This is a genomic window from Streptomyces katrae (assembly GCF_000717655.1).
Taxonomy (GTDB): domain Bacteria; phylum Actinomycetota; class Actinomycetes; order Streptomycetales; family Streptomycetaceae; genus Streptomyces; species Streptomyces katrae_B.
In genome coordinates this window covers 1-20,485 of record NZ_JNZY01000057.1, presented here as the reverse complement: position 1 = coordinate 20,485, position 20,485 = coordinate 1, and the positions used below count along the sequence as shown (strand labels likewise).

Genomic DNA, 20,485 nt, shown 5'->3' with positions numbered 1-20,485 from the left:
GGGTTGTCGCCGCAGGTGGGCGGGATGGTCAGGCAGTCAGCGGGATGGGCTTGACGTTCGCCAGAACCGTGAACGTCGAAAGATCGACGTCGCTCGGGTCGTCGGTGGCGGCCAGCGGTCCGGTGCCAGGGCGGGTGCCGCGGATGACCGGACCGGAGTGCACCAGCAGCAGGGCCTGGCAGAGCATTGCCAGGTCGTGCGCCTGATCGGCGTCCTCGTGCCAGACGGTGACGCGGATCGTGCAGCGCGAGTTCGCCATCGAGTTGTGGGGCAGGTCGCTGTCCTTGCGGACCAGGACGTAGGGAAGCCCGGGCGTTTCCGGCGAGCGGTCGCCCGGCACGCGCGTACCGACCGTGGCCCCGTCCGCATACGGCTCGGACCGTGCAGCCAACGCCGCCCGCAGTACACCAGCCGCCGCGGCCTGCACGTCCCCGAATGTGACGAGCGGCTTCACCGGTTCCAGGCCTTTACCTCGAGGCCCGCGAATCCGGCCGCGCGGGTGAGGATGCCGTCCCGGGCCTGCCAGGCCATGGCTTGCACGTGGGCAACGACCACTGTCGCAGCGCCGCGGTCCGTGGTGTACTTCCGGACCTCGATCGGGGTGCCGCCCGGCACAAGAGCCTTCACGTTGTCCGCAACGTTCTGCGCCAGGCCGTCAACGAGGTCCCGCACCTCCGGACCTCGCAGCACTTCCCGGACGCCCGCCGCGTCGAGCCGCCAATCGATGAGCATCACGGCCTCCTATCCGGTGGCGCGGACCATGACGAAATCGATGTGGTGAACGGTGTCGGAGAACAGCTCAGGCCAGACGCCGACCTCACCGTCGACCTCGTACAGCAGGCCGGCGTACTGGATCCGGTCAGCCGCGGTGATGTCAGGCGCGGTACCCTCCGCGGATTGGACGCGGTAGCCGGTGACGACAGAATTGCGCTGCTCATCAGCCTGTTCGTTCTGACTGTTGGGCTGGATGTTGAGGCCGGTCACGGTCAGCTGGGTTACCGCGCCGGGCGACCAGTCCGGGACGGTGTTGCCGCCTCGGTCGAGTCGGGTACCGGCCCGGATACGGATGGCGCTCTGATTGAACATCACGGCCGGTCGCCCCGATTCAGCTGGTGGCGCTCGACCGCCTCGGTCCACTGAGCTGTGACGCCGGTGGCCGCCTGCACCCCGAACGTGACGGACTGGGCGCCGACCGTCTTCTGCTGAACGCCAGGCTGGATTGCGTAGATTGCCCGGGCCTGGTCGAGGACCGCGCCCTGAATGTCCTCGGGAACCGTCTCATAGCCGTGAGAGTTGATCACCCGAACCGACCGCAGCGTGGCAGGCCACACTCGCCCGCCGAGGCGCCGCAGGTACCCGTCGGCAGACCAGGAGTAGTCGGTGCCAGCGACGAGCTCCTCTCCGTCGACCTCTACGAGCGAGACGTCGAGGACCGGGGCGGCCGGCAAGAGCAGGGACTCGGATCCATTGCCGTCGATGATGACTTCGTCGTCCTCGATGAGGGTGACCGGATGTCGTACCGCCCCGCGGAAGCGTCGAGACGCTGCCCGCAGAGCGGCGAGGAGCTTGGTGTCGCTCGCGTCGACCCCGAGCCATTCGGCGAGCTCCTCAGGGTCGGCAAGCAGGTCAGTCGCCACCGGGGGCGGCCTTGCCGCGGGCCGTTCGCGACTTGTTCGCTGGCGTCCGGGACTTGTCGGGCGCTCCTTCGTCGGCCTTCTCGCCGGCCTCTGGCGCTTCGGGCGCCGGCTCGGGCTGGCCGTCTACGGGGGTGGTTTCGTAGCGGCTGGCATCGGTCTCGTTGAGCTTCATGACGGTCGTCCGGCCGCCGGGAAGGGTGACGTGGTACTTGCGCAGCGGTCCGCCCACGACGGCCACCTCCAGATTCTCGTCGACTGGTGTGCTGGCTGAGGGCGGGCCGCACGCTGCGTGAAGCGCACCGCATGGACACCGCCCTCGAACCATTCGTGAGTTGACCAGTGTCACGGCGCGAGCTGGCCCGACGTCCGCATCGCGGCGAGCAGCGCGTTGACCTTGGTGCGGAGTGCCAAGTAGTCGGCGCGCAGGGCGTCGTACTCGGCCTTCGTGGGGTTGGCACCGGCGGCGACAACCGAGGTGGGCGCCGCGGCGTCGGTGACAGCCGCGGTTTGCTTGCCTTCGCGGGCCGCGCCCGCACCGGCGTTCAGGTATGCCATGTCAGCCTCCTCAGGCGGTCAGGTCGACCTCGACGAAGGCGGACGGCTGAATGACGCCAAAGGCGGCACGCATCTCTGCCAGGATCGCTACAAGATTTCTCACAAAGAAATCCGCATGCGAATCGGTGACGGTGATGGAGGCCTGTTCCCTATCCCAGAGGATGGCCTTTCGGAAATCGCCGACGTAGCCGGTGCCGGCGGGGACGGCTTCGGTCTCGATGACCGGCAGGCCCCACAGGACGGACGCGGAGCCGACGCCGGCCGGGCCGCCGAAGTAGAAGCGGCCTTCGTTGTCCTGCAGCAGGTCGACCGTTTCGAGGTCGGCCGGGTTCAGGAGGTAGGCGTTGGCGACGGAGCGGCCGACCGTGCGGACCTTGGTCTTGGCCTTGCGCAGGGTGGTGAGCGCGTTGGTGTCCCAGGCCTGAGCCTGGACGCCGGACACGTTGCCGAGGCCGTCGAAATTCTCGCCAGTACCGTCACCGGCGATCATCTGGTCTTCGAGCTCCTCCTCGAGGCCGTACTTGAGGAAGGAGTCGATCAGGGTGCGGATCTGCGAGGCGTCCGACAGGGCCCGCTTCGTGATCGGGATCCAGTGAGCGATGGTCCGCACCGGCGTGGTGACCTTCGCCGCGGCCAGCGCCGACTCGGGCTTGTAGCCGCCGCCAGCGTTGTTGACCAGGGCGCCCGCTCCGCCGGGAGCGGTCGGCGCTGCCGAGGACGTCGCCTCTGCGACCGGGGCGGCATTGTTCGTCGCCGAGGTGATCCGCACGTACTCGACCGTGTCGCTGGTCGTGGTTCCGTTGGTGACGACGTCCCGCAGGCGCAGCGGACGCTGGAAGAGATCCAGGCCGACTCGCTGGCCCATGTAGTCGTTGGTCACCCAGGCGCCCGCGGACGTATCCGAGGTTCCCGTGACCAGCGACTTGTAGCCGACCGGCAGCGACTGCACGCGGGACTTCGCCCCGAAGCCGCCACGCGGCGCCTGGGACATCAGGCCTGCGTACTCAGCAGACTCGGTGAAGTGCTCGCCGAGTGACTTCCCGGCCGGGGGCACGACCAGCCCGGAGGGGGTGCGCCGCTCGCCGGACTTCTCGTTCAGCTCGATGCCGTCGCCGAGGTCGGCGAGGGCCTGGCGCATGGTGCTGGTCGCCTTGGCCTTCTCCAGGCCAGCCTTGGCGTCCTTCGCCTTCGCCATGTGTTCGTTGAGCTGGGTGCGCTCGGCGTCCGTGAAGTCGCGGTCCTCGGCCTCGGCCTTGGCGGCGATCTCGCGGGCTTCCTTCAGGTGGTGGACGAGCTCGTCGGTGAGCTCCTCAGTCTTTACAGTCATGGGGTCCTCATCCCGTTAGCGTGGAGACCTCGGCCTCAAGGGCCTGCAGGTCGGCGAGCTGACGGAGCGAGGCGGGGCTCGGACCGGCCGGGGCCTCCTTGGCCGCAGGGGGCTGCGGCGAGGACTGCTCGGGCGGAGTCGGCGTGGCCTTCTCATCGTCATCAGTGCTGGAAGACAGGGAGTCCAGCAGCTCCTTGGCGAGGCGCGCGATGTCCTTCACGCGCTGCTCGTTCTTCTGGCTGAGCGTGCGGCCAGCCTTCATTCCTAGCGCCACCTCGGCGGCGTCTCGGAGCGCGTCGGCCTCGGCGTGGGTTGCATTGTGGAGGTCGATGCGCAAGTTCGGGTTGGAGGCGGACTTCACGTCCAGCAGCTCGGTGGACTGGTTGGCGCCGATCAGGGTGGGGCCGACCTCGTAGAGCTTGAGCTTGCGCAGCTCGTAGTAGCTCTGCCCCTCGTCCTTCTTGTCGACCCACGCGCCTTCCTCGACCTCGTAGGCAAAACTGAACTGCTTGACGCGGCGCCCCTTCAGGAGGCTGTAAATCTTCCGCGCCTTCGGGGACTCCTCGTCGAGATCGATGCGGGCCTTCACCCACAGCCCCTCATCAGTCTCCTTCGCCTCCAGCACTTCGCCGATGTGGTACTCGGGGTCGTGGGACATGTGAGACCACAGGACCGGAATCGGATCCCCGCTCTTCTGCCACTCGGCGATCGTGTCCGCGAAAGCACCGGGCATGATCTTGTCGCCGACCGAGTCGACGTTGTACGCGGCGACGATCGCCTCGAAAACCCCGTCCTCAGTTCCCTCGTTTTCGCCCGCCGCCTTGATGCGCACGGGGCAGCTCTTGATTCGCATCGTCACTCCGTTGCGTAGTCGAGACGGCACTTGCAGCCTGCGGTTTCCTTGGCTTCGCCCTTGCCGTCGCCGGGCCAGCGAAGGCCGTTGGAGAAGACGTCGTCCAGCGAGACAGACTCGCCGTCCTGGGCGCGATGGGAGGCGCGCGGATTGGTGCCGCCGGTCCGCCACACCTTTTTCTTCAGGCCCGACGCTCCGGCCGCATCGTGGGAGCCGAACCCGCGGGCCTCCGTGGACGCGGTCAGGGCCCGAACGGTGGCTGCTGACGCCCACACCTCGCCGGCGTGCCGGAGGTTGGCCTGCCAGCCGTCGCCCTCGTCGTCGACTTCGGCTATCGATGCCCTGCCAGCGTCCTCGTGCTGCGAGGCGTGGGTTTCGGCGGCCGCGAGCAGCCAGGGCAGCATCACCTCGGGATCCCAACCCGCCGCCTCTGGGTTGAAGTCGGCCAGAACGCCCCAGGCGGCTAGCTGTGCGATCCGGTAGCCGTGGTCGGAGATCAGCGAGGCCAGCTCGGCCAGCCGGCCCTCTGAGCCTTCGTCCCACCAGGCCAGCAGATCCGGCACGCCGTCCGCCTTGGCGCCGGCCCGGGACTCCAGGGCAGCGAACTGGCGCTTGGTCCAGCGCTCCAGCGAAGACGTGAACGCGTCACGCTCCTCGTCGAAGTCCCCGAGGTCCGGCCGCTCCGGGGCTGCCTTCATCAGCACCAGGCGGCCGCGCGCTTTTGGGAGTGCCGCCGGCTCCGGAGCCGTGTCGGTCGGCGAGGCCATGCCGCCGACGAGAACGTTCAGCGGGGTGATCAGGTCGTCCCCGCCGTCGATCGCTGGCAGGTTCATGCGGGCGCGCGCCTCATTGCGGAGCAGCCACGGCGCGCCGACGGCAGTCTGCAGCTGGCTGGCCTGCTCCTCGAAGCTGCCGCGCAGCTTCTCCTGCAGGTTGAACTCGACGTACACGTCCTCCGAGTCCGGCAGGTCGGGGATGAGCTGCAGTCCAATCTCTTCCTGGATCATCGTCAGCCAGGGGCCGAGGGTGTCCTGATAGAGCTGCTGATGCTGCTCTTTGATGTTGGAGAACGTCGCGTGGTCCAGGATCCCAACCATGGGCAGCGGGATGTGGTACGCCGCGGCGACCTCTTCCCGGGTGAGCTTGCGGGCCTCGATGTACTGGGCCTTGGACGGGTCGAGCGCGATCTGCTCGTACTCCATGCCGTCCTCGAGGATGGGCGTGCCTCCGGCCTGGCCCCCTCCCGCGGTGTAAGCCCTCCACGATTCCCCGAAGCGGGCCTTGGCCGTCGGGTCCCACTTGGGAGCGTCCGCTGGCCGCTTCAGTACCCCGGACATCCGGCCGCCGTTGCGCCACATCTGCTCGCGCGACCGTGTTGCCTCGAACTCCTCGGCGAGCAGCGACCGCAGGGCTTCGATCGGCGAGGAGCCCTTACGCAGGTCGTCGGGGTCGTAGCCGTGAAAGTGCACCACCTGCTCCGGGTCGAGCTTCAGCTCACCCTTCGAGCCGTGGACCACGAACTTCTCCGGCTCAAGCCAGTTGTCGCCCTTGATTTCCATCCGGGGTGGCGGAACCGGAATCACCCCGAGCAGCTCGCCGGAGTCCATGCGGACCTTGACCCAGAAGGCAGCGTCGTAGATCGCGTAGTCGCACACCAGCCGTTCGATCAGCCGGTAGCGGGTGAGCTTGGCGCCAGGCGCCGCGAGGATCCGGGACAGCGGGTGGTCCGTCAGGCGCTCGCGGTCCGTATCCGATACACGCCGGTAGGAGTGCAGGCCCAGTTGGGCGATGTTCCTCGCGAGGAAGGAGACGACCGTTCGGATCTGCGGCTGCCGCCGGTAGAGGTGCCCGTACTCGTGGTAGACGTCCGAGGCGAGCTGCACATAGGCGGGGAAGGCCAGGGAGGGAGCGACGGATACACCGGACAGCTGCCCTTGGGAGACGACGAACGTCACGTCAGCCTCCCGCCACCTGGATGAAGTCGACCTTCGAGCGCTCGATGAGCACTTCGCCGTCCATGGGCGTGTCTGCGGCGCCGTGCTGCATGAGCGTCGCGTCCTTCAGGACCAGCAGCGGCCCCCGCTTTGCCCAAAGAACGCCGGCAAAGGCCTTGTCTGCGAGGTTCACGACCACCCGCTTACGCAGGGCGGTACGACGCCACGGGAACCATCCCCACACGGCAGGCCTCCTGTCACAGGACCATCAGGTCGCCGTCGTCGTAGGCGCTCTTCACGGGCGCCTCGCGGGTCATCGCTTCGGACAGTGCAGTCACTAGGGCGGACACGGCGTCGATCTTCTCGGCGGACCGGGCCTTATCTGGCTTCACGTTGCCCGCCGGGTCCATCGCCACGGCCAGGTTGTCGACCATCCACGTCACCGCCGGGTTCCCTCCGTGACGCAGCTGCGGAACCTCTGGGGTGCCCTTGAGGAGCAGGCGCTGCAGCTCCTTCAGCGGCGGGCTCATCGTGATGAAGCCCTGCCGGACCTTGACCATCGGCGCCTCAGACTCGGCCAGCTTGTTCGTCAGCGGGACCGCCGACCACGGGTCGAAGCCGATGGAACGGACGTCGAAATCGTTGAGGTCTCGCTCGATCTGAAGCTGGATGTAGTCGTAGTCCGCGACGTTGCCAGGGGTGGCGACGAGCAGACCTTCGCGCACCCAGACACTGGCCGCGCCCGCCGTCCGCTGGTCCAGAACGGCGACGTTGTCCTCTGGCGTCCAAAGCCGCCACAGGGCATCGAAGCCGCCGTTCTCGTCGTCCGGGAACAGCCAGCACAGCGCGCACAGGTCGGACGTGGCGGCGAGGTCGAGACCGCCGTAAGCCTCGCGGCCAGCCAGACGCGCCTCGTCGACCATCCCGGCGTTGCGGTGCCAGGACTCCAGCGTCAAGAACTTCGTCTCCTGCTTCGTCCGGCGCCCAAGGTGCAGGCGCAGGAACTTCGCCAAGTCCGCCGGGGACTGCTTCGCCTCATCGGACTTGGCTTGCAGGTAGGAGCGGGTCGGCGAGACGCCGTAGCCCGGGTTCGCCTTGCGCCAGGTCGCCTCTACGTGCGGATCGTCCTCGCGCTCGGCCGCCCACACCACGCCGTACACCGACGGCGCCTCGAAGACCCGGCGGGCCAGCTGCTCGACCCGCTTGCGCTTGCGGTCGTACACCGACTCTCGCTTCCCGGAGTCAGCAGTCGTGATGATGACGACCAGCGGCTGCCGACGCGAACCGGTACCCGTCTCGATCGTCTCCACCAGCTCGGGCGTCTTGTGTTCGTGCAGCTCATCGACGATCGCGCAGTGAATGTTCGCGCCGTGCTGGGCGCCAGCCACCGACGCGATCGGCTTGAAGTACGAGCCGGACCGCTTGTGCAGGATCTTGTCCTTCAGGGGCAGGACGTGCTTCTTCAACGCAGGCGCCGCTTCCGCGAGCTTCTTCACCGGCTCGAAGACGAAGCCGGCCTGCTCCTTCGTCGTTGCCGCAGTGATGACCTGAGCGCCCTGCTCGCCGTCCGCGCACGTCATGTAGATGGCCAAGCCGCCGGCCAGCGTCGACTTGCCGTTCTTGCGGGGCACGTCCACGTACAGCTCGCGGACGACACGGACGTAGGACTCGGAGTCCTGATCCCAGCGGACCCAGCCAAAGACGGGGGCCAGGATGTAGGCGACCTGCCACGGATCCGGCTTCAGTGGCTGCCCGGCCCACTGGCCTTGAGTGTGCCGCAGGAGACTGAACGCCTGGATGACCTTGTCGACACGGTCCGGGTCGAAGACCGCCCCGGGCGCCTCACCCGGCGACGGGGTCTGGATCAGCGGCGGGCAGTCCGGGATCGGGAGTCCGCGGTCCTCGAGGTACCAGGCCACCTCAGGCGACAGCCGCAGCCGCTCCAGATCCACGTCTGCTGGTGCCCGCTTACGCGAACGGGTTGTCGTCCTCGCTGCCATCGTCGGCCCCCCTCGCGAGGGCCTGCTCCGACGAAGGGGTCAGGCCGAAGTGGGCGGCGAAACTCCGAAGTTCACGGCCGGCCGCGCGGGCAATGCCGACGGCCGGGTGCGCGAGGGTGCCCTGCCTCGCCTCGATGGTCAGGCCCTCGCTGTGCTGCTGGCGGATCGCGTCCACGAAGGTGGCCCACGTCTCGCAGTACGCGGCGAGGACTGCCCGGTCCTCCTCCTTGAGAATGTCCAGGCGGGTCAGGCCAGGGACGACGCGCCGCCACTCGGCGGCCGCCTCAGCGGACAGCCAGTCCGGGGGCTCTGGAGCGATCCGCCGGAAGGCGGGACCCGGGTTGACCGGTCGGCCGGCCGTGTCCTTGCCGGGCGACCGCCCTTTGATCAACTTCAGGGCGGCGGGCTGAGCAGTGGCCATGATCAAGACCCCCTATCCCCAGATCTGTGCAGCGGCGTTTTTCTCTGACCGCGGCGGGCCCCCAGACGATCAAGCTAGGGATCTGGACTCCCCTACCCCTCTGGCCTGCGGCTTCTCCGGGCTCTTGATCGGTTGGCTTGGGCGGCTTCAGCCTTGGATTTGATCAGGTGATCTTCGGCGCAGATCAGGCCGAGGTTGTCCAGGTCCCGAGCTGATCCGCCTTGGCTGATCGGAGTGATGTGCTCAAGATCGAACGTCTCGTCCTCTTGCCGCTCTCGGCCGCAGACGTAGCACGTGTCGTTGTCGCGGGCCGTGACCCGCTTCTTCAGCGAGCGCATGGTGCCCGAGCTCATGCCGTACCTGTCCTGCTTGCGCGCACGGTTCGCCCATGCTGCGGGCTGATGGTCGGCGCATCGACCACGGTTGGTGGCGAGCTCTGCGCATCCGATGCTGCTGCATCTGCTGGGTGGAGAGGTGGGCATGGACTGCGGTCACCTCCCTCGCAGGTTCCTCTGGCGGATGGCGGCTGCACTCTAGGGGCCCGTTAGGGGTGAGCCGGGTGATCCCCCCCGGGGTCAGTCCCCCCCCGGGGTTAGCCCCTGGGGGGGGACTGACCCCGGGGGGCTAGGCGTTGGCGAGTTCCTGCAGGGCGGCTACGACTCTGTCAGCCAGGTATTTGTGCCCGGCATCTGTGGGGTGTACTGCATCTGTGCCGATGTACGTGTCGGCATTGCCGGACCCGGTGGTCGCGCCGACGCGACCCGTGCCGGTGATCCATGGTCCGTGAGTGGCGACCAGTGAGCCGGCCGAGTTGTAGATCGCCCCGGTGATCGGAGAGATGAACGGCAGGCTGGCAGCCGCAGCCGCGGTTCGGAGCGTCGTGTCCGTGTTGGTGATCGACGCGGCTGGGGAGCCGGTGGGCGACCAGCACCCGATCACGTAGATAGCGGTGCTGGGCAGTCCGGTCTTGATGGCGCTGTAGAGGCTGGCGGCGGCCGACGAGATCGCTGGCTGACTGCCCCCGTTGTCGTTGTAGCCCGCCGAGATGATCAGCGTGTCCGGCGCGTTGGGGATCACGTCGATCGGCGCCCGGGTCCCGAGAGTTGCCGTCGTACCCGCCGTGATGTAGCCGGTGCTACCCAGAGCTTCGTTCCAGGCGTCGCTGTAGCCGAGGAGCCGCGCCGTCCTGGCGAACCAGGTGCCGGAGCCACCGCCCGTGTTCATGTTGCTGCCGCCGGGGATGCTGTCGCCCAGCACCATGAATCGCCTAGCTGGCGTCGCCGGCTTCCACATCGACGCCCCGGGCGGCAGATAGATGCCGCCGAACGGGGCGACGCTGAAGTCGATCCGGACGGTCCGCGGCTGAGCGGCCCCGAGGTTGACGGTCATCAGGTGCGTGCTGCCAGGGGTCGTGCCGCCGAGGGACTGCATGAGGTCGGTCATGCGGCGCCCGTCGACCGTGATCCGGTAGCAGCCGCCCGTCTGCCAATTGAACCGCAACTGGAACGCGGTCGCGTCCGTACCGAACTCCACGGACCAGATCGACTGGCTGGACGACAACGTCCCACGGGTATTGGGGTATCGCGTGGTCGGCAGCACGTAGGTGCTGTCCGGGGTTCCGGAGCCGATCTGGAAGCCAGAGGCACCGAGGTAGCTGAACGGGCCAGTCACGTCGCTGCCGCTCAGGGTCACGCCAGCAGGCGCGTACTTGATGTAGCCGGATGTCGGCGTGCTGGTCTGGGCGACGCTGATGCTCGTCGGGGCTGGCACCGGACCCAGGTTCGTCAGGGTTAGGCGGAAGGGGTAGCCAGAAAAGGCGTAGACCCGCCCCGCGCCTGTGCCTTGGTTGGCGAGGGCTATGGTCGCCTGCCCGCCGGACAGGTGGGCGGCTGTGACCGTGAACAGGATCCCCGACGAGGCCTTGCCGAACGACGTGCTCGGATAGAACTCCGGATTACCCTCGGCCAGAGGGCTGCTCGTCTGCGTGCCCGCGTACAAGGCGATGGCGCCGGCGGAGTCAAGGAGTACCGCGTCGAGGTACCGGCTGCCGGAGTACAGCATCCCGAAGTCGACGCGGATCCTGTCGCCCGGCTCTGCCGGAATGCGCCATGCCAGCTGGGTCCCGACGCTGGTGGTGGCGATGGTCCATGAGGCGGCGCTGGCCAGGTCTTGCACCGCGCCGTCGGTGATGCGTACTTCGGCGGTTCGGAGGCCCGCACCGTCAAGGCCGGTCAAGCCCTGCAATCCCTGGGCTCCCGTAGCGCCAGCGGGGCCCGTGGCTCCTGTCGCGCCGGTGGCGCCAGCGGGACCGGTGGCCCCGGCAGGTCCGGGGTCTCCCTGGGGGCCGGTCGCTCCGGTCGCTCCCGGGGCTCCGTCTGCCCCATCTACACCGTCGGCTCCGGCGGGCCCTGCCGGGCCTTGGGGGCCGGTCGCCCCAGTCGCCCCGGTCGGTCCGGCAGGGCCAGTGGCGCCCGCCGGGCCTGCCGGCCCCTGGGGACCGGCCGGTCCAGTCGGCCCCTGCGGACCGGGCACTGTGACGTAGTCACCGTTGGCGGGGTCGGTCGGCGCCAGGTCTGCCAGCTGCACAGTCGGCCCAAGGGCCGTGGTGAGGAGGATCGAGTAGCTGCGGTGATCCGTATCGTAGGGCTGCTCGAGAACCCGGTACGTCCAGCCAGTCGGCGTGCAGTCCTCGGCGTCGCAGGCCAGCAGCTCGACACTGAGGACGCCGTTAACCCACTTGCCGACCGCATCGCCCATGACGATGACGCCATGCTCGGCGGAGGTGACGGTGGGAACCTCGGGCCGGAAAATGACCCGGCCACGCATGGGCCCGCCGTCGGGGTGAGCCCGGGCGTCCTCGATGGTGACGGTTTGGAGGCCGACAGGCAGCGGCATGACGGCCTCCTCGCGTAGGTCACTCCGGTGCGGTCGCCTCGCCGTTCACGAGGGTCGCGAAGATGCGGGCTTGGGGTTCCTTGGCGGCCCCGACGGGCTGAACGAGGACTTCTCCGCCAGCGCCTTCGATGGTGATGAAGAGCTTCGTCATGTCCTTCTTGAGCCACAGGGCGAATATCCCGGTGAGGGCGACCCTGGTCGCGGTAATGCGGGCCTTGGCTTCTTCGCCGCGCTCGATGGTGACCCTGGCGCCCTCGACGGGGACGTCCATCTGGTTGGGCGAGCGGAACTTGCCGCCGAACATGGTGACTCCGGCGGCGGCTGCTGCTCCGCGGATTTTGCTGAGGCGGGCTGATGCCGCCTTCTCTTCGGGTGTCTTCTTGCTGCCGAACATGGGGCGCCCCTTGGTCGCGGTTCTGGGGCGCCTATGCTGCCGCAGTTCTGCCCACCCCGCAGGGGTTCAGGCGGCCTTGGGGCTCCGCTGCGGCATGGGCCGGTAGCCGGCTGCGCGTTCGCGGATCTCTGGGAGGGCGTACATCGTCTTGTGTTCGCGTCCGTTGCCGGCGTACTCGCCGGGCCGGCCTTGGAACCGCCGGATCTTGCCGCGGCGTGCCCACTGCCGGATGACAGTCCCGGGTACGCCGGTTGCCTTGGTGGCTTCGTTCTCGAAGACGAGGTCGTCGGGGTAGATCTCGTGCAGTTCCATGCCACCCCCGGGAACGCGAAAAGCCCCCGGCGAGGCTGGGGGCTTGAGGATGCGGACACACGAGTATCTCGCTGAGGGCACTGTGACATATGCGAGATCTTGGAGTCAAGGAAGATGCGTTCGGGCCACAATGAGGCATGGACCTCACCTTGGTGAAAGTCGTCGAGACGTGCACAGCATGTCCATCGCAATGGGACGCGTGGGCCGCTGACGGCCAGTACCTATACATGCGCTACCGGTTCGGCATCGGCACGGTGGAGAGGCAGCCGAGCCCAGACGTTGATACATGGTCTACCGAGGGTTCGGTCATCGCCAGCTTCGGCGAGAGCAGTCTTGACGGCTGCATTGACTTGGATGACTTTCTCGCGGAGGCCGGTCTTTCGCTGGCGCCAGATGCTGACGTGTCGTAGATCGGCATCCCGCCCTACCCGCAGCGCCCGTGACGGCATGATGTCGTCATGGGCGTTTCGTACATGGTGCGCGGGTCGTCGGCTGCTGAGTGTCAGCGTGAGCTGGACCGGTTGTGCCGCCTGTTGGGGGCGGTGGCCACGACGGCGCCGATGCGGGCGTCGGGGCCGGGCTGGATGGCTCGCGCGGTCCCCATGACGAAGGCCCCCGCGGTGGGCGAGGGCCTGGTCGAGCGGTAGTCAGCCGAGTATCCGCAGCACGGGACCCGGTCCGGGCTGTGCGTCGTTCCATGCGCCGACGGAGATGATGTCCGGCTGCTCCGCCCGGATCCGCTCGAGCATCAGCGTCTCGGCTGCGTCCTCGAGCTGCCGGTTCCCGCCTGCCGCTGCCCGGATGGCGCCAATGAGGCAGTACCCGGTCTCGGCGCGGCCGACGTACTGGCGGATCCAGCCGTGGGCGGTGATCAGCCGGGCCGCCTCCCGCAGTACGTCGGCGACCGTGGCCGGCGGCCGGGCGGCGGTCGGCATGGGGGCGGCAAGGATCTCGGGGGCTTCGGTGTCGATGCAGGCGGTGCGGATTGCCATGTCGCCGTGGGCACCGGCGAGCCGCTCGTCCATGGCCAGGCGAGACAGGACGAGCTTGTCGTCGAGGGTGAGGGCGGGGGCCGCTGTCCGAGTCGGGGTGGCGGTTGCCACGGCCATTAGAACCACTTCCGGCGGCCGGACTTGAGGTCGGCGGCGCGGCGCTCGTTGGCTTCGTCGCGCCAGTACTCCATCTGCTTGAGCTCCTGGCCTCCGGCGTCGAGGACCCGATCGAACTCCTCGCCAGCGGGGAGCGGGCCGGCGACCCTGGGGCCGGGGTCGGAGGCGTGCGGGATGCCGCGCGGCTGGTCTTCGTAGACGGTTCCGGCCCACTTGAAGAAGCTCACGGCGCCGTTGGAGGGGCTGCCGTCGAAGATCCAGCCGCCGAGGATGGGGTGCTTGCCGGTGACGGTGTGGGCGCTCCAGGTCTGGGCGTGGTTCCAGATCCGGGCGTGGCCCGCATGCTGGGGCGTGTTGATCACGTAGACGGTCTTGCCCTTGTGGAGGGAGCGAAGGAAGGCTTTCTCGTCTCCGCGGCGTCGGGTGGTCCACTGCTTGCCCATGATGATCTCCAATGCGGTTTGTGGTGGTTTGTTCCCTGATCGAGGGCGTACTGGTCTGCTCCGTTGCAGGTCAGGGGTTGCTCGCCGTCTGATGGGGGGCTGCTCGGCGGTCGTCGCGAGCAGCGGGCGATCGGGGCCCGATCGGGCGCTGACCTGCGGTGGAGCAGGCCGAGCAGCGCCCGATCGGGGTACGATCTGCGCATATCAGGCGCTAGCGAGGGTCTCCCGCTTGTAGCCGCGGGGGTTCTGCAGGCCATCAGTCGGACCGATCCCGCTCGGATCCGGTACGCCGGCGGCACTCATCTGGGTCTTGAGTTCACCCACGGTCAGGTGAAGGGCGTCGGCCAGGGTCTCGGTGCGGATGCGGTCGACCTGAAGGTCGTTCATGACATGGAGGCAGCGAGCGACGAACGCCCGTCCTTCGTCGGCGGCGGCCTGGCGCTCGTGGAGCCGGAGGGCGTCGCCGGTCAGCTTGTTCTCGGCGAGGCGGAGCTGCTTGCCGCGCTCGCAGATCTTCACGAAGTCGGGCAGGTCGATGACGTCTCCGCGCAGAGTCCGGTGGCCGTCCTCGGCGCCTTCTTCGAGGACGAAGACACCCTTGGAGCTTTCGAGGAGGGCGTGCGGGGAGGCGCCGGCGGCGACGGCCATGTCGCCGAGGACCATCTCGGAACTCTCCCGGGACTTGGTGCGGAAGCTGGCCCGCTTGACGCAGACCTCGCGGAGCTCAGTGGGAACGCTGGTGGAGTCGGGTCGCTGGGTGATGTACACGCCCATGCCGAGGACGTAGCGAGCGGCCCGGTTGAAGCGCCCGAAAAGGTCGACGAGGAGCGGCTTGGCGGAGACGAGGCGGGGGTTCTCGGAGTCGTCGTCCGGCAGAGGCATCTTGGTCACGGCGGCGCCGCCCAGGAGTTCCTGCAGCTCTTCGACGAAGACGATGACGGGCCCCATGCCGTTGTCGGCGAGCTCCGGGGTGATTTTCCCTTCCGGTACGCGATGGGGTTCCTTCTCGAAGAGTCGCTCAAGCTCGTCGCCGCGTTCCTGCATGTCGCCGATGACGGTGTTCATCTCGGTGAAGATCTCGCGAATGGTGTCGGGGTCGGACCCGGCGATGTAGCGGTGAGCGATCTGCTTGAGCGGCGCCCAGTCGGGGCCCTTCTTCCCGGTGATGACGATGATGCGAACGGTCGGGTCGAGGGCTGCGGCTGCGGCGATGAGGCGAGCGAGGTAGGTCTTGCCGTAGTCCTGGAGTCCGCCGATGAGGATGGACGACCAGATCAGGTTCAGGGTCTGACGGCTGAGCCTCGCGTCTCCCCCCAGGGGGATGCCGTCGCGCCAGAAGTGCCAGCGGTCGGCATGGATCAGCTGGCTGTACACCTTGGGGCCAGCGTGAGGATTCGGGTTGTCGCCGACCCACAGGGTGACCATGCCTTCGTGGCCGGCCTCGGAGGTGTCGGGCTTGAACTCGATCTGCATGCCCTTCTTCCGCAGGGCGCTGGCCAGCTCCCCGGCCTTGGACGTGGCTTCGATCGCCTTCATGCCCTCGGGGAGCTCGATGGTGGCCGTCCAGCCGGGTCCTTCAGGGTGGATGCCGCCGATGATGCGGGTCTCCGGGCGTTCGGCGGCGGTGATGATGCCGGCCTTGACGAGGGCGGCGAGGAGCGCCTCTTCGCCTGCAGGCCCAGCGGCGGGCTCAATGATGAGGGGGGCCGGGCGCATGTCGGTGTTGGGGGTGTCGGCGGACTGCGGGTCGTCTCCGGCTCCCTGCCAGATGCCGTAGAGGTATGCGCCGAGTCCTGCGGCGAGGTCGACCCAGAGTCCGCCGGTGATGGTGCCGGCTGTGATGCCGGCCCCTCCTGCGAGGGTCCAGGCGCCCGTGACTCCGGCGTGGAGGAGCCGGTGGCGCCGGTAGTCGGAGCGATGCCCGCGGACGAGCTTCTTCAAGTCCTTGTGCTCGCTTGCCGGCGCTTCGCGGAGTTCACGGCGGGCGGCGGCGATCATCTCCGGGTAGTCGTCGTGGTAGCGGTCGAGCCAGTGGGCGCCGAGTCGCCGGTAGCCGCGGCCGACGAGCGGGGCGTAGCCGCTGTTCGCCTTAACGTGATCGACTGCGGCCTCCAGCCATGCGGGGCGGCCGGTCTTCTCGACGGCGCCGGTCTTGGCGACCACGACGCCCTCAAGGGGGGCGGCCGGCTGGTCGGGTACGACGGTCAGGTGGGGGTGCGGGGCGGCGGTGCTCATGCGGTCTCACCCTCTCGATTCGCGGCCTGCTTGGCGGTGATGGCGGCCTGGCGACTGGCGGCCGGAACGTACTTCGGGGTGTCGTTCTTGCGGCGGATGCCTGCCCGTGTCGGGGGCTTGTAGATGCGCCTGCTGCCGGAGGGGGGCATTTGCGATGCGACCTGCGGGGAGTTGACCTTCGCGGGCTTCTCGCCGGGGGCTTCGGAGCGGGCTGCAAGGAGGCGCCTGGCGGCTGCGTTGCGGCCGCGGATGATGGCTACGGTCTCGCCAGGGTCCGTACCTTCGATGTCGCGGTGCGCACGTCGCCAGATGGCCTCGGTGACGGTGGTCTCGCCGAGCGCCGAGGCGAGCTTCACGGCGTGCGCCCACACTTCCGGGGAGTCTCGGTGGCGGTCTGCGGCAAGTTGCCTGGCTTCTGCGGCGGCCGCCTCGGCCTCCGCCTCCGCGGTTGCCGCCCGCTCTGCTGCGAGGACAGCCTCCCGCTTGACGTTCTTCCTCTCGGCCCTGCGCTCAGCCCACCGCTGCCGCCATGTCTGCATGCCGTCGCGGGCCCGGATGCGGCCGTGCTCGTGGAGGTCCCAGACGCCGGGGCCGGCGATCGAGGCGACGGCGGTGGCGATAGCGGTGACGGTGTCAAAGGAGCTGAGGCCGTGGCCGAGGTTCACGGCGGCGGCACCGGCTGCGATCAGCCAGGCGATCAGCCGGTAGTGCCAGTGCGGCCGGTGGTCGGTGACCGCAGCTGCTGCGCCCTTAAGGACGACCCAGGCTCCCGCTTCGAGAACGATCGGGACGCCGCCGAGGTACGGGCGCTCGTCGCTGTAGAAGGCGGACATCTGCACAGGGAGCGCGACGAGAGCGCAGACGGCGGCGAACCCGAGGGCGGCTTTCCTCCAAGAGCGAGCCGAAGCGTCCCGCGCTTCCTGCTCGTCGGCTGCTGCGGCTTCGGCGGCTTCAGCAGCTTTGGCCGCAGCCTCGGCTTGACGGCGCGCCTCTGCGGCCTTGCCCTTGGACTCCTCGATCCGAGCGTTGTGGGCCTCACGCTCGGCTTCCAGTCGCATGGCCGACCGCTCATTGGCCAGTCGCTGCTTCTCGGCCTCCTCCTTGGCCTTGATGATCTCGGCCTGGGCTGCCGCCTCGGCGGCGATTCGCTTGGCCTCGACCTCGGAAGCGGTCAGGGCGCGGATCCGATCGGCTTCAGCGTCAGCGATCGAGGCGCGGGCCCACGACTCGGCGGGCGAGACGAGCGGAGTGCCGTTGACCTTGTCGGGGGCGATGGTCATGGGAGGTCTCCTTCCTGAGTCAGATGCTGGTGGGTGGTGCGGAACGGGCGAGAGCGGCCCAGATGCGGTGACCATCGCCGCCGATCTCCATGACGACGGCCGCGACAAGGGCGACGCCGACGATGAGCCGTGTGGTGGTCGTCCAGTCGAGGCCGAGGATCGACAGCACCCCGATGAAGGCGAGGAGGCTGCGGGCCTTGGTCGCCGCGGCAGTGACGGCGGTCATGACCAGCTCCAGGGCTCGCCGGAGCTGTGGGCCCGGTAGCCGGCGGCAGCCCACCGGCGGATCGTGTCGCCCCACTCGCGGGGCATCTTCGAGTGCTGGGCAGCCTTGGCAAAGACGTCCGCGATCTCGCCAGCCTTGTCCGGGCTGATCAGCAGGTCATCGGGGAGGCGACCAGAGAACAGGTGGCGGACCTTGCGCCAGTCGCGGCCACTCAGGACGTAGGCGATCTGCTGCCCCATCGCGGCGACCGACGTGTACGACAGGCGCTCTTGGCCGAACTGGTTGGATCCGTGGCTGATGTTCACGCCCATGGCTGATGAACCCTTCTGCGGGTGGATGGTGGGGTGGTGGCGCTGGAGGATTTCCAGGCCGGCCGTTCGAGACGGCCGGCGAGGGCTACCTGTCAGGCTGCTTCGGGTGCGATCACGGCCGGGATGACGACCGCGGCCAGGAGCGCGGCCAGGCCGAAGCTGGCGACGCCGGGGGCGATCAGGTCGAGTAGCAGTAGGCCGGCCACGACGATCAGGCTGGCGACGGTTGTCTTGGTGTACTCCTCGTTCATCTCGGTCTCCGTTCAGCGGATCTCGCGGGCGAGTACTTCGAGGGCCTGGGCTTCGCGCTCGTCCCGGTCGTGAATCCGGTTGAGCTTCCAAGCGCCGCGCCAGGACATCGGCTCGATGTCGAAGTTGTTGAGCAGGCCCTTCATCGCGTCCTCGCGCTTCCCGGGGCGCCCGTACTGCACGGCGTGGACCAGCTCGTGCACCACCGTCTCGACGAGATTCTGAGGATCTGCACAGACCTTGGCGTTGATGATGATCAGGACGCCGGCCCGGCTGAGGGTCGTGACCCCGTAGCAGTGGGGGTCGCTGCGCCGGGTCGGCAGGCGAGTCGTGCGTAGTACCGCCTGCTGCCCTTCCACAAGGGCCTGCAGGTACCTCTTCCCGTCCGCGACCTGGATGGTCGTGGCGGGCATCCGCTCCCGCATTCGCTGCTGGACGAGGGTGGCGGCCTGATCGGCAACCCTCTCGACCAGACGGAGCGTCTTGGCGTACCGGCTCGACAACTGGTAGCCGGAAACTTCCATCAGGCGGCCTGGGCGGTACGGGCCTTGACGCCGCGGTCGACGAAACGGATGGCGTCCATGGCGCGGGGGCTGTCCGGGTTGGCCCGGTCGTGGTCGTAGGCGGCGAGCTTGATCTCGAGCTGCAGGTCCAGGTCGCCAGCGGCGAAGGCGTCCTTGTAATCGGCGACGAGAACGGCGAGGCGGGTCTGAACGGACATGACTGTGGGTCCTTCCGGTGGTCAGGCGGGATTGGGTTACGGCTTGCGGGTGTCGATGGCGAGGAAGGTGACCGTGTAGTCGCCGTCCTCGTCGGGCTGGTCGGCGGCCTTGCAGGCGGCATCGCAGTACGGGTAGCCGCCGGGGGTGCTGCAAAGCTGGCACTTGGTTTCGGGCATGACGGTGCCTCCGGTTGGTCGTGCCGGGGTGGGATGGGTCTAGCGGGCGGCGGGGTGCCAGGAGCTGACGAGCCAGGCTGCGGGCTGTCCGTCCGCACGGCGGCACAGATCCCAGCCGCCGTCGGGCCGGCGAATGAACACGGTGGGCGTGATCGCGACGGTCAGCTCGCGGTCCCGGATGCGGTCCCGCAGCTCGGCGACGGCGTCGTAGCCAGACCAGTTGAGGTAGCTGCGGGTGTAGGCGGTCATCGCGGCAAGGGCCCGGCGCGGGGTGACGTCGCGGCCGACGGCGATCAGTTCACCGTCGCCGTCCTCGCCGAGGCTGGAGACGAGGAGTCCGTAGTGCTCGGATTCCATGTCGGCCCGGGTCGGGATGAACGTGGGGACGGTCGGGGCGAGGCTGCTCGCCCAGGGGTCGCAGGGCACGGCTACTCGCCGTCCTGCGGCTCAATGGGGTCACTGCCACCCTGCCCGCACCAGTCGCAGGCCGTCGTCGCGGCGCTCATGCCGTCATCGCCGGGCGGCGGACGTGGGAGGCGGCAACGCGGAAGGCGTCGGCGAGCTGGCCGCGGGTCGTACCCACGACGATCGGGCCGATCAGGTCGAGCGCGGCGCCGATGTGCTGCTCGGCCGCGATCTCGGCGTCCCGCAGCGCCTGGCGGGCGGCGGTGGCGCGGTCGCTGGTCTTGCTGGCGTAGCGGGCGGCGTCCCCGTGCGCGGGGCCATTCGGCCGGCGCCGGGCGTAGTAGTCGGCGGTGATGCCGGTGCCGTACTCGGTGCGCTCGGTGCTGGCGGCCTGCTCACGCAGCTCGGCGAGCTGGGCGCGGACCGTCATGGTCAGGATGCCGCGGGGGAAGCCGGCGCTGACGGTGGCGTTCGGGCCGAGATGCGGGTTCGCCTCGATGCGGTCCGCCGCGGCGGCGAGCAGGTCGACGACGGCGAAGGCAGCAGGGCGGGTGAGCATGGTCGCGGCCATCAGGCCACCTCCGTCTGTGTCGGGGAGACGAGCGAGCCGGACAGGTACTCGGCGACGGCCGACTCGGGAACGCGGTAGCCGCGGGGACGGATCTTGCCGCCGCCGTTGCAGTGCGCGGGCAGTCGGCCCGCAGCGATCAGGTTGTAGACAGTGGAGCGGGAGACCCGAAGGCGCAGGGCGACCTCGGAGGCGTTCAGGAACTCAGTCGGGGTGGTGGCCACGTTCTCCGCGGCCGGGGTCTCGTGGCGCATGAAGGCTCCCGGTTAGTGGCACGACAGGTTGGCCGCTTCCAACTTCCACGTGGAGGTTGTTTGCGTGCTCCAAGAGTGCGGCAACTTCCACGTGGAAGTCAACGGGGACTCGCACCGGAAACACGAAAAGGCCCCCACCCGAATGGGTGGGGGCCGCGCCATTGCAGGTCAGGCGGGGA

32 protein-coding genes are annotated in these 20,485 nt (G+C 68.7%); 3 read left to right on the top strand and 29 right to left on the bottom strand.

Annotated features, from left to right (window positions below; genetic code table 11):
• Positions 1–28: 28 nt before the first annotated feature.
• The 14 genes from IF09_RS0136820 to IF09_RS42235 form a co-directional block, all read right to left on the bottom strand.
• Complete coding sequence (locus tag IF09_RS0136820; RefSeq protein ID WP_037637029.1) at positions 29–454, bottom strand: DUF3168 domain-containing protein; 426 nt, start codon at positions 452–454, stop codon at positions 29–31.
• Positions 451–732 (bottom strand): hypothetical protein, encoded by a 282-nt coding sequence (locus tag IF09_RS0136815; RefSeq protein ID WP_030303503.1) that lies wholly within the window; start codon positions 730–732, stop codon positions 451–453. Before IF09_RS0136815 ends, IF09_RS0136820 begins: the two co-directional genes overlap by 4 nt.
• Positions 733–741: 9 nt before the next feature.
• A complete protein-coding gene (locus tag IF09_RS0136810; RefSeq protein ID WP_158710171.1) occupies positions 742–984 on the bottom strand; it encodes a hypothetical protein in 243 nt (80 codons plus the stop codon).
• A 101-nt stretch (positions 985–1,085) separates the two neighbouring features.
• Positions 1,086–1,637 (bottom strand): Mobile element protein, encoded by a 552-nt coding sequence (locus IF09_RS0136805; RefSeq protein WP_030303499.1) that lies wholly within the window; start codon positions 1,635–1,637, stop codon positions 1,086–1,088.
• Complete coding sequence (locus tag IF09_RS0136800; RefSeq protein WP_030303496.1) at positions 1,627–1,875, bottom strand: hypothetical protein; 249 nt, start codon at positions 1,873–1,875, stop codon at positions 1,627–1,629. The genes IF09_RS0136805 and IF09_RS0136800 overlap by 11 nt, the downstream gene beginning before the upstream one ends.
• A 104-nt stretch (positions 1,876–1,979) precedes the next feature.
• Positions 1,980–2,192 carry a hypothetical protein gene (locus IF09_RS0136795; protein ID WP_030303494.1) on the bottom strand — a complete coding sequence of 71 codons (213 nt, stop codon included), beginning with the start codon at positions 2,190–2,192 and terminating at the stop codon, positions 1,980–1,982.
• A gap of 10 nt (positions 2,193–2,202) precedes the next feature.
• Positions 2,203–3,519: a phage major capsid protein gene (locus tag IF09_RS0136790; RefSeq protein WP_030303492.1), complete on the bottom strand. Its 1,317-nt coding sequence runs from the start codon at positions 3,517–3,519 to the stop codon at positions 2,203–2,205.
• Between the two features lie 7 nt (positions 3,520–3,526).
• Positions 3,527–4,351, bottom strand: a complete 825-nt coding sequence (locus IF09_RS41205) for an HK97 family phage prohead protease (protein ID WP_158710170.1) — start codon at positions 4,349–4,351, stop codon at positions 3,527–3,529.
• Between the two features lie 23 nt (positions 4,352–4,374).
• Positions 4,375–6,327 (bottom strand): phage portal protein, encoded by a 1,953-nt coding sequence (locus IF09_RS41200; RefSeq protein ID WP_078613693.1) that lies wholly within the window; start codon positions 6,325–6,327, stop codon positions 4,375–4,377.
• A 1-nt stretch (position 6,328) separates the two neighbouring features.
• On the bottom strand, positions 6,329–6,499 hold the full coding sequence (locus IF09_RS0136775) for a hypothetical protein (RefSeq protein WP_234321295.1): 171 nt from the start codon (positions 6,497–6,499) through the stop codon (positions 6,329–6,331).
• A 64-nt stretch (positions 6,500–6,563) separates the two neighbouring features.
• Positions 6,564–8,258, bottom strand: a complete 1,695-nt coding sequence (locus tag IF09_RS0136770; protein ID WP_234321294.1) for a terminase large subunit — start codon at positions 8,256–8,258, stop codon at positions 6,564–6,566.
• Positions 8,259–8,274: 16 nt separating this feature from the next.
• Positions 8,275–8,727 carry a phage terminase small subunit P27 family gene (locus IF09_RS0136765; protein ID WP_030303486.1) on the bottom strand — a complete coding sequence of 151 codons (453 nt, stop codon included), beginning with the start codon at positions 8,725–8,727 and terminating at the stop codon, positions 8,275–8,277.
• A 92-nt stretch (positions 8,728–8,819) separates the two neighbouring features.
• Positions 8,820–9,080 (bottom strand): HNH endonuclease, encoded by a 261-nt coding sequence (locus tag IF09_RS44065; RefSeq protein ID WP_234321293.1) that lies wholly within the window; start codon positions 9,078–9,080, stop codon positions 8,820–8,822.
• A gap of 271 nt (positions 9,081–9,351) precedes the next feature.
• Positions 9,352–10,962, bottom strand: a complete 1,611-nt coding sequence (locus IF09_RS42235; RefSeq protein ID WP_234321292.1) for an SGNH/GDSL hydrolase family protein — start codon at positions 10,960–10,962, stop codon at positions 9,352–9,354.
• A 393-nt stretch (positions 10,963–11,355) separates the two neighbouring features.
• Here IF09_RS42235 and IF09_RS47700 point away from each other — a divergent pair, with 393 nt between their 5' ends.
• Positions 11,356–11,640, top strand: a complete 285-nt coding sequence (locus tag IF09_RS47700; RefSeq protein ID WP_234321291.1) for a hypothetical protein — start codon at positions 11,356–11,358, stop codon at positions 11,638–11,640.
• Position 11,641: 1 nt separating this feature from the next.
• Here the strand turns inward: IF09_RS47700 and IF09_RS0136750 are convergent, their stop codons facing one another.
• Positions 11,642–12,016: a hypothetical protein gene (locus IF09_RS0136750; protein WP_030303482.1), complete on the bottom strand. Its 375-nt coding sequence runs from the start codon at positions 12,014–12,016 to the stop codon at positions 11,642–11,644.
• Positions 12,017–12,082: 66 nt separating this feature from the next.
• Positions 12,083–12,328, bottom strand: coding sequence for a hypothetical protein (locus tag IF09_RS0136745; RefSeq protein ID WP_030303480.1), 246 nt, complete (start codon positions 12,326–12,328; stop codon positions 12,083–12,085).
• A 137-nt stretch (positions 12,329–12,465) separates the two neighbouring features.
• Between IF09_RS0136745 and IF09_RS0136740 the strand changes: the two genes are divergently transcribed.
• Both IF09_RS0136740 and IF09_RS0136735 read left to right on the top strand, forming a co-directional pair.
• A complete protein-coding gene (locus tag IF09_RS0136740) occupies positions 12,466–12,738 on the top strand; it encodes a hypothetical protein (RefSeq protein ID WP_030303478.1) in 273 nt (90 codons plus the stop codon).
• A 48-nt stretch (positions 12,739–12,786) separates the two neighbouring features.
• Entirely contained in the window at positions 12,787–12,975 is a 189-nt protein-coding gene (locus IF09_RS0136735) for a hypothetical protein (RefSeq protein WP_030303476.1), read from the top strand.
• On the opposite strand, the gene IF09_RS0136730 is transcribed toward IF09_RS0136735, so the two are convergent.
• From IF09_RS0136730 to IF09_RS0136670, 13 genes are all read right to left on the bottom strand, one after another.
• Positions 12,976–13,437 carry a DUF6197 family protein gene (locus IF09_RS0136730; protein WP_030303474.1) on the bottom strand — a complete coding sequence of 154 codons (462 nt, stop codon included), beginning with the start codon at positions 13,435–13,437 and terminating at the stop codon, positions 12,976–12,978.
• Entirely contained in the window at positions 13,437–13,880 is a 444-nt protein-coding gene (locus IF09_RS42230) for a hypothetical protein (protein WP_158710169.1), read from the bottom strand. Before IF09_RS42230 ends, IF09_RS0136730 begins: the two co-directional genes overlap by 1 nt.
• Positions 13,881–14,084: 204 nt before the next feature.
• Complete coding sequence (locus IF09_RS0136720; RefSeq protein ID WP_030303471.1) at positions 14,085–16,115, bottom strand: hypothetical protein; 2,031 nt, start codon at positions 16,113–16,115, stop codon at positions 14,085–14,087.
• The gene (locus IF09_RS0136715; RefSeq protein WP_030303469.1) at positions 16,112–17,395 is read right to left on the bottom strand and encodes a hypothetical protein; all 1,284 of its coding nucleotides are present in this window, start codon (positions 17,393–17,395) and stop codon (positions 16,112–16,114) included. Before IF09_RS0136715 ends, IF09_RS0136720 begins: the two co-directional genes overlap by 4 nt.
• Before the next feature lie 19 nt (positions 17,396–17,414).
• Positions 17,415–17,621, bottom strand: coding sequence for a hypothetical protein (locus IF09_RS0136710; protein WP_030303467.1), 207 nt, complete (start codon positions 17,619–17,621; stop codon positions 17,415–17,417).
• Positions 17,618–17,932: a hypothetical protein gene (locus IF09_RS0136705; protein ID WP_030303465.1), complete on the bottom strand. Its 315-nt coding sequence runs from the start codon at positions 17,930–17,932 to the stop codon at positions 17,618–17,620. Before IF09_RS0136705 ends, IF09_RS0136710 begins: the two co-directional genes overlap by 4 nt.
• Positions 17,933–18,024: 92 nt before the next feature.
• Entirely contained in the window at positions 18,025–18,183 is a 159-nt protein-coding gene (locus IF09_RS46090) for a hypothetical protein (protein WP_158710168.1), read from the bottom strand.
• A 12-nt stretch (positions 18,184–18,195) separates the two neighbouring features.
• Positions 18,196–18,705, bottom strand: a complete 510-nt coding sequence (locus IF09_RS0136695; RefSeq protein ID WP_158710167.1) for a hypothetical protein — start codon at positions 18,703–18,705, stop codon at positions 18,196–18,198.
• A complete protein-coding gene (locus IF09_RS0136690; protein WP_030303461.1) occupies positions 18,705–18,902 on the bottom strand; it encodes a hypothetical protein in 198 nt (65 codons plus the stop codon). Before IF09_RS0136690 ends, IF09_RS0136695 begins: the two co-directional genes overlap by 1 nt.
• A 36-nt stretch (positions 18,903–18,938) precedes the next feature.
• Complete coding sequence (locus IF09_RS46085; RefSeq protein WP_158710166.1) at positions 18,939–19,079, bottom strand: hypothetical protein; 141 nt, start codon at positions 19,077–19,079, stop codon at positions 18,939–18,941.
• A 39-nt stretch (positions 19,080–19,118) separates the two neighbouring features.
• The gene (locus IF09_RS0136680; RefSeq protein ID WP_030303458.1) at positions 19,119–19,505 is read right to left on the bottom strand and encodes a hypothetical protein; all 387 of its coding nucleotides are present in this window, start codon (positions 19,503–19,505) and stop codon (positions 19,119–19,121) included.
• Between the two features lie 76 nt (positions 19,506–19,581).
• On the bottom strand, positions 19,582–20,055 hold the full coding sequence (locus IF09_RS0136675) for a hypothetical protein (protein WP_030303456.1): 474 nt from the start codon (positions 20,053–20,055) through the stop codon (positions 19,582–19,584).
• Entirely contained in the window at positions 20,055–20,306 is a 252-nt protein-coding gene (locus tag IF09_RS0136670) for a helix-turn-helix domain-containing protein (RefSeq protein ID WP_030303454.1), read from the bottom strand. Before IF09_RS0136670 ends, IF09_RS0136675 begins: the two co-directional genes overlap by 1 nt.
• Positions 20,307–20,485 lie beyond the last annotated feature (179 nt).

Bases quoted from the DNA above. Each gene is read 5' to 3' on its own strand.
- IF09_RS0136815 (WP_030303503.1), bottom strand. From the start codon at position 732: ATGCTCATCGATTGGCGGCTCGACGCGGCGGGCGTCCGGGAAGTGCTG.
- IF09_RS0136795 (WP_030303494.1), bottom strand. From the start codon at position 2,192: ATGGCATACCTGAACGCCGGTGCGGGCGCGGCCCGCGAAGGCAAGCAA.
- IF09_RS0136790 (WP_030303492.1), bottom strand. From the start codon at position 3,519: ATGACTGTAAAGACTGAGGAGCTCACCGACGAGCTCGTCCACCACCTG.
- IF09_RS0136765 (WP_030303486.1), bottom strand. From the start codon at position 8,727: ATGGCCACTGCTCAGCCCGCCGCCCTGAAGTTGATCAAAGGGCGGTCG.
- IF09_RS44065 (WP_234321293.1), bottom strand. From the start codon at position 9,080: ATGAGCTCGGGCACCATGCGCTCGCTGAAGAAGCGGGTCACGGCCCGC.
- IF09_RS0136750 (WP_030303482.1), bottom strand. From the start codon at position 12,016: ATGTTCGGCAGCAAGAAGACACCCGAAGAGAAGGCGGCATCAGCCCGC.
- IF09_RS0136745 (WP_030303480.1), bottom strand. From the start codon at position 12,328: ATGGAACTGCACGAGATCTACCCCGACGACCTCGTCTTCGAGAACGAA.
- IF09_RS0136740 (WP_030303478.1), top strand. From the start codon at position 12,466: ATGGACCTCACCTTGGTGAAAGTCGTCGAGACGTGCACAGCATGTCCA.
- IF09_RS0136735 (WP_030303476.1), top strand. From the start codon at position 12,787: ATGGGCGTTTCGTACATGGTGCGCGGGTCGTCGGCTGCTGAGTGTCAG.
- IF09_RS0136730 (WP_030303474.1), bottom strand. From the start codon at position 13,437: ATGGCCGTGGCAACCGCCACCCCGACTCGGACAGCGGCCCCCGCCCTC.
- IF09_RS42230 (WP_158710169.1), bottom strand. From the start codon at position 13,880: ATGGGCAAGCAGTGGACCACCCGACGCCGCGGAGACGAGAAAGCCTTC.
- IF09_RS0136720 (WP_030303471.1), bottom strand. From the start codon at position 16,115: ATGAGCACCGCCGCCCCGCACCCCCACCTGACCGTCGTACCCGACCAG.
- IF09_RS0136715 (WP_030303469.1), bottom strand. From the start codon at position 17,395: ATGACCATCGCCCCCGACAAGGTCAACGGCACTCCGCTCGTCTCGCCC.
- IF09_RS0136710 (WP_030303467.1), bottom strand. From the start codon at position 17,621: ATGACCGCCGTCACTGCCGCGGCGACCAAGGCCCGCAGCCTCCTCGCC.
- IF09_RS0136705 (WP_030303465.1), bottom strand. From the start codon at position 17,932: ATGGGCGTGAACATCAGCCACGGATCCAACCAGTTCGGCCAAGAGCGC.
- IF09_RS46090 (WP_158710168.1), bottom strand. From the start codon at position 18,183: ATGAACGAGGAGTACACCAAGACAACCGTCGCCAGCCTGATCGTCGTG.
- IF09_RS0136695 (WP_158710167.1), bottom strand. From the start codon at position 18,705: ATGGAAGTTTCCGGCTACCAGTTGTCGAGCCGGTACGCCAAGACGCTC.
- IF09_RS0136690 (WP_030303461.1), bottom strand. From the start codon at position 18,902: ATGTCCGTTCAGACCCGCCTCGCCGTTCTCGTCGCCGATTACAAGGAC.
- IF09_RS46085 (WP_158710166.1), bottom strand. From the start codon at position 19,079: ATGCCCGAAACCAAGTGCCAGCTTTGCAGCACCCCCGGCGGCTACCCG.
- IF09_RS0136675 (WP_030303456.1), bottom strand. From the start codon at position 20,055: ATGGCCGCGACCATGCTCACCCGCCCTGCTGCCTTCGCCGTCGTCGAC.
- IF09_RS0136670 (WP_030303454.1), bottom strand. From the start codon at position 20,306: ATGCGCCACGAGACCCCGGCCGCGGAGAACGTGGCCACCACCCCGACT.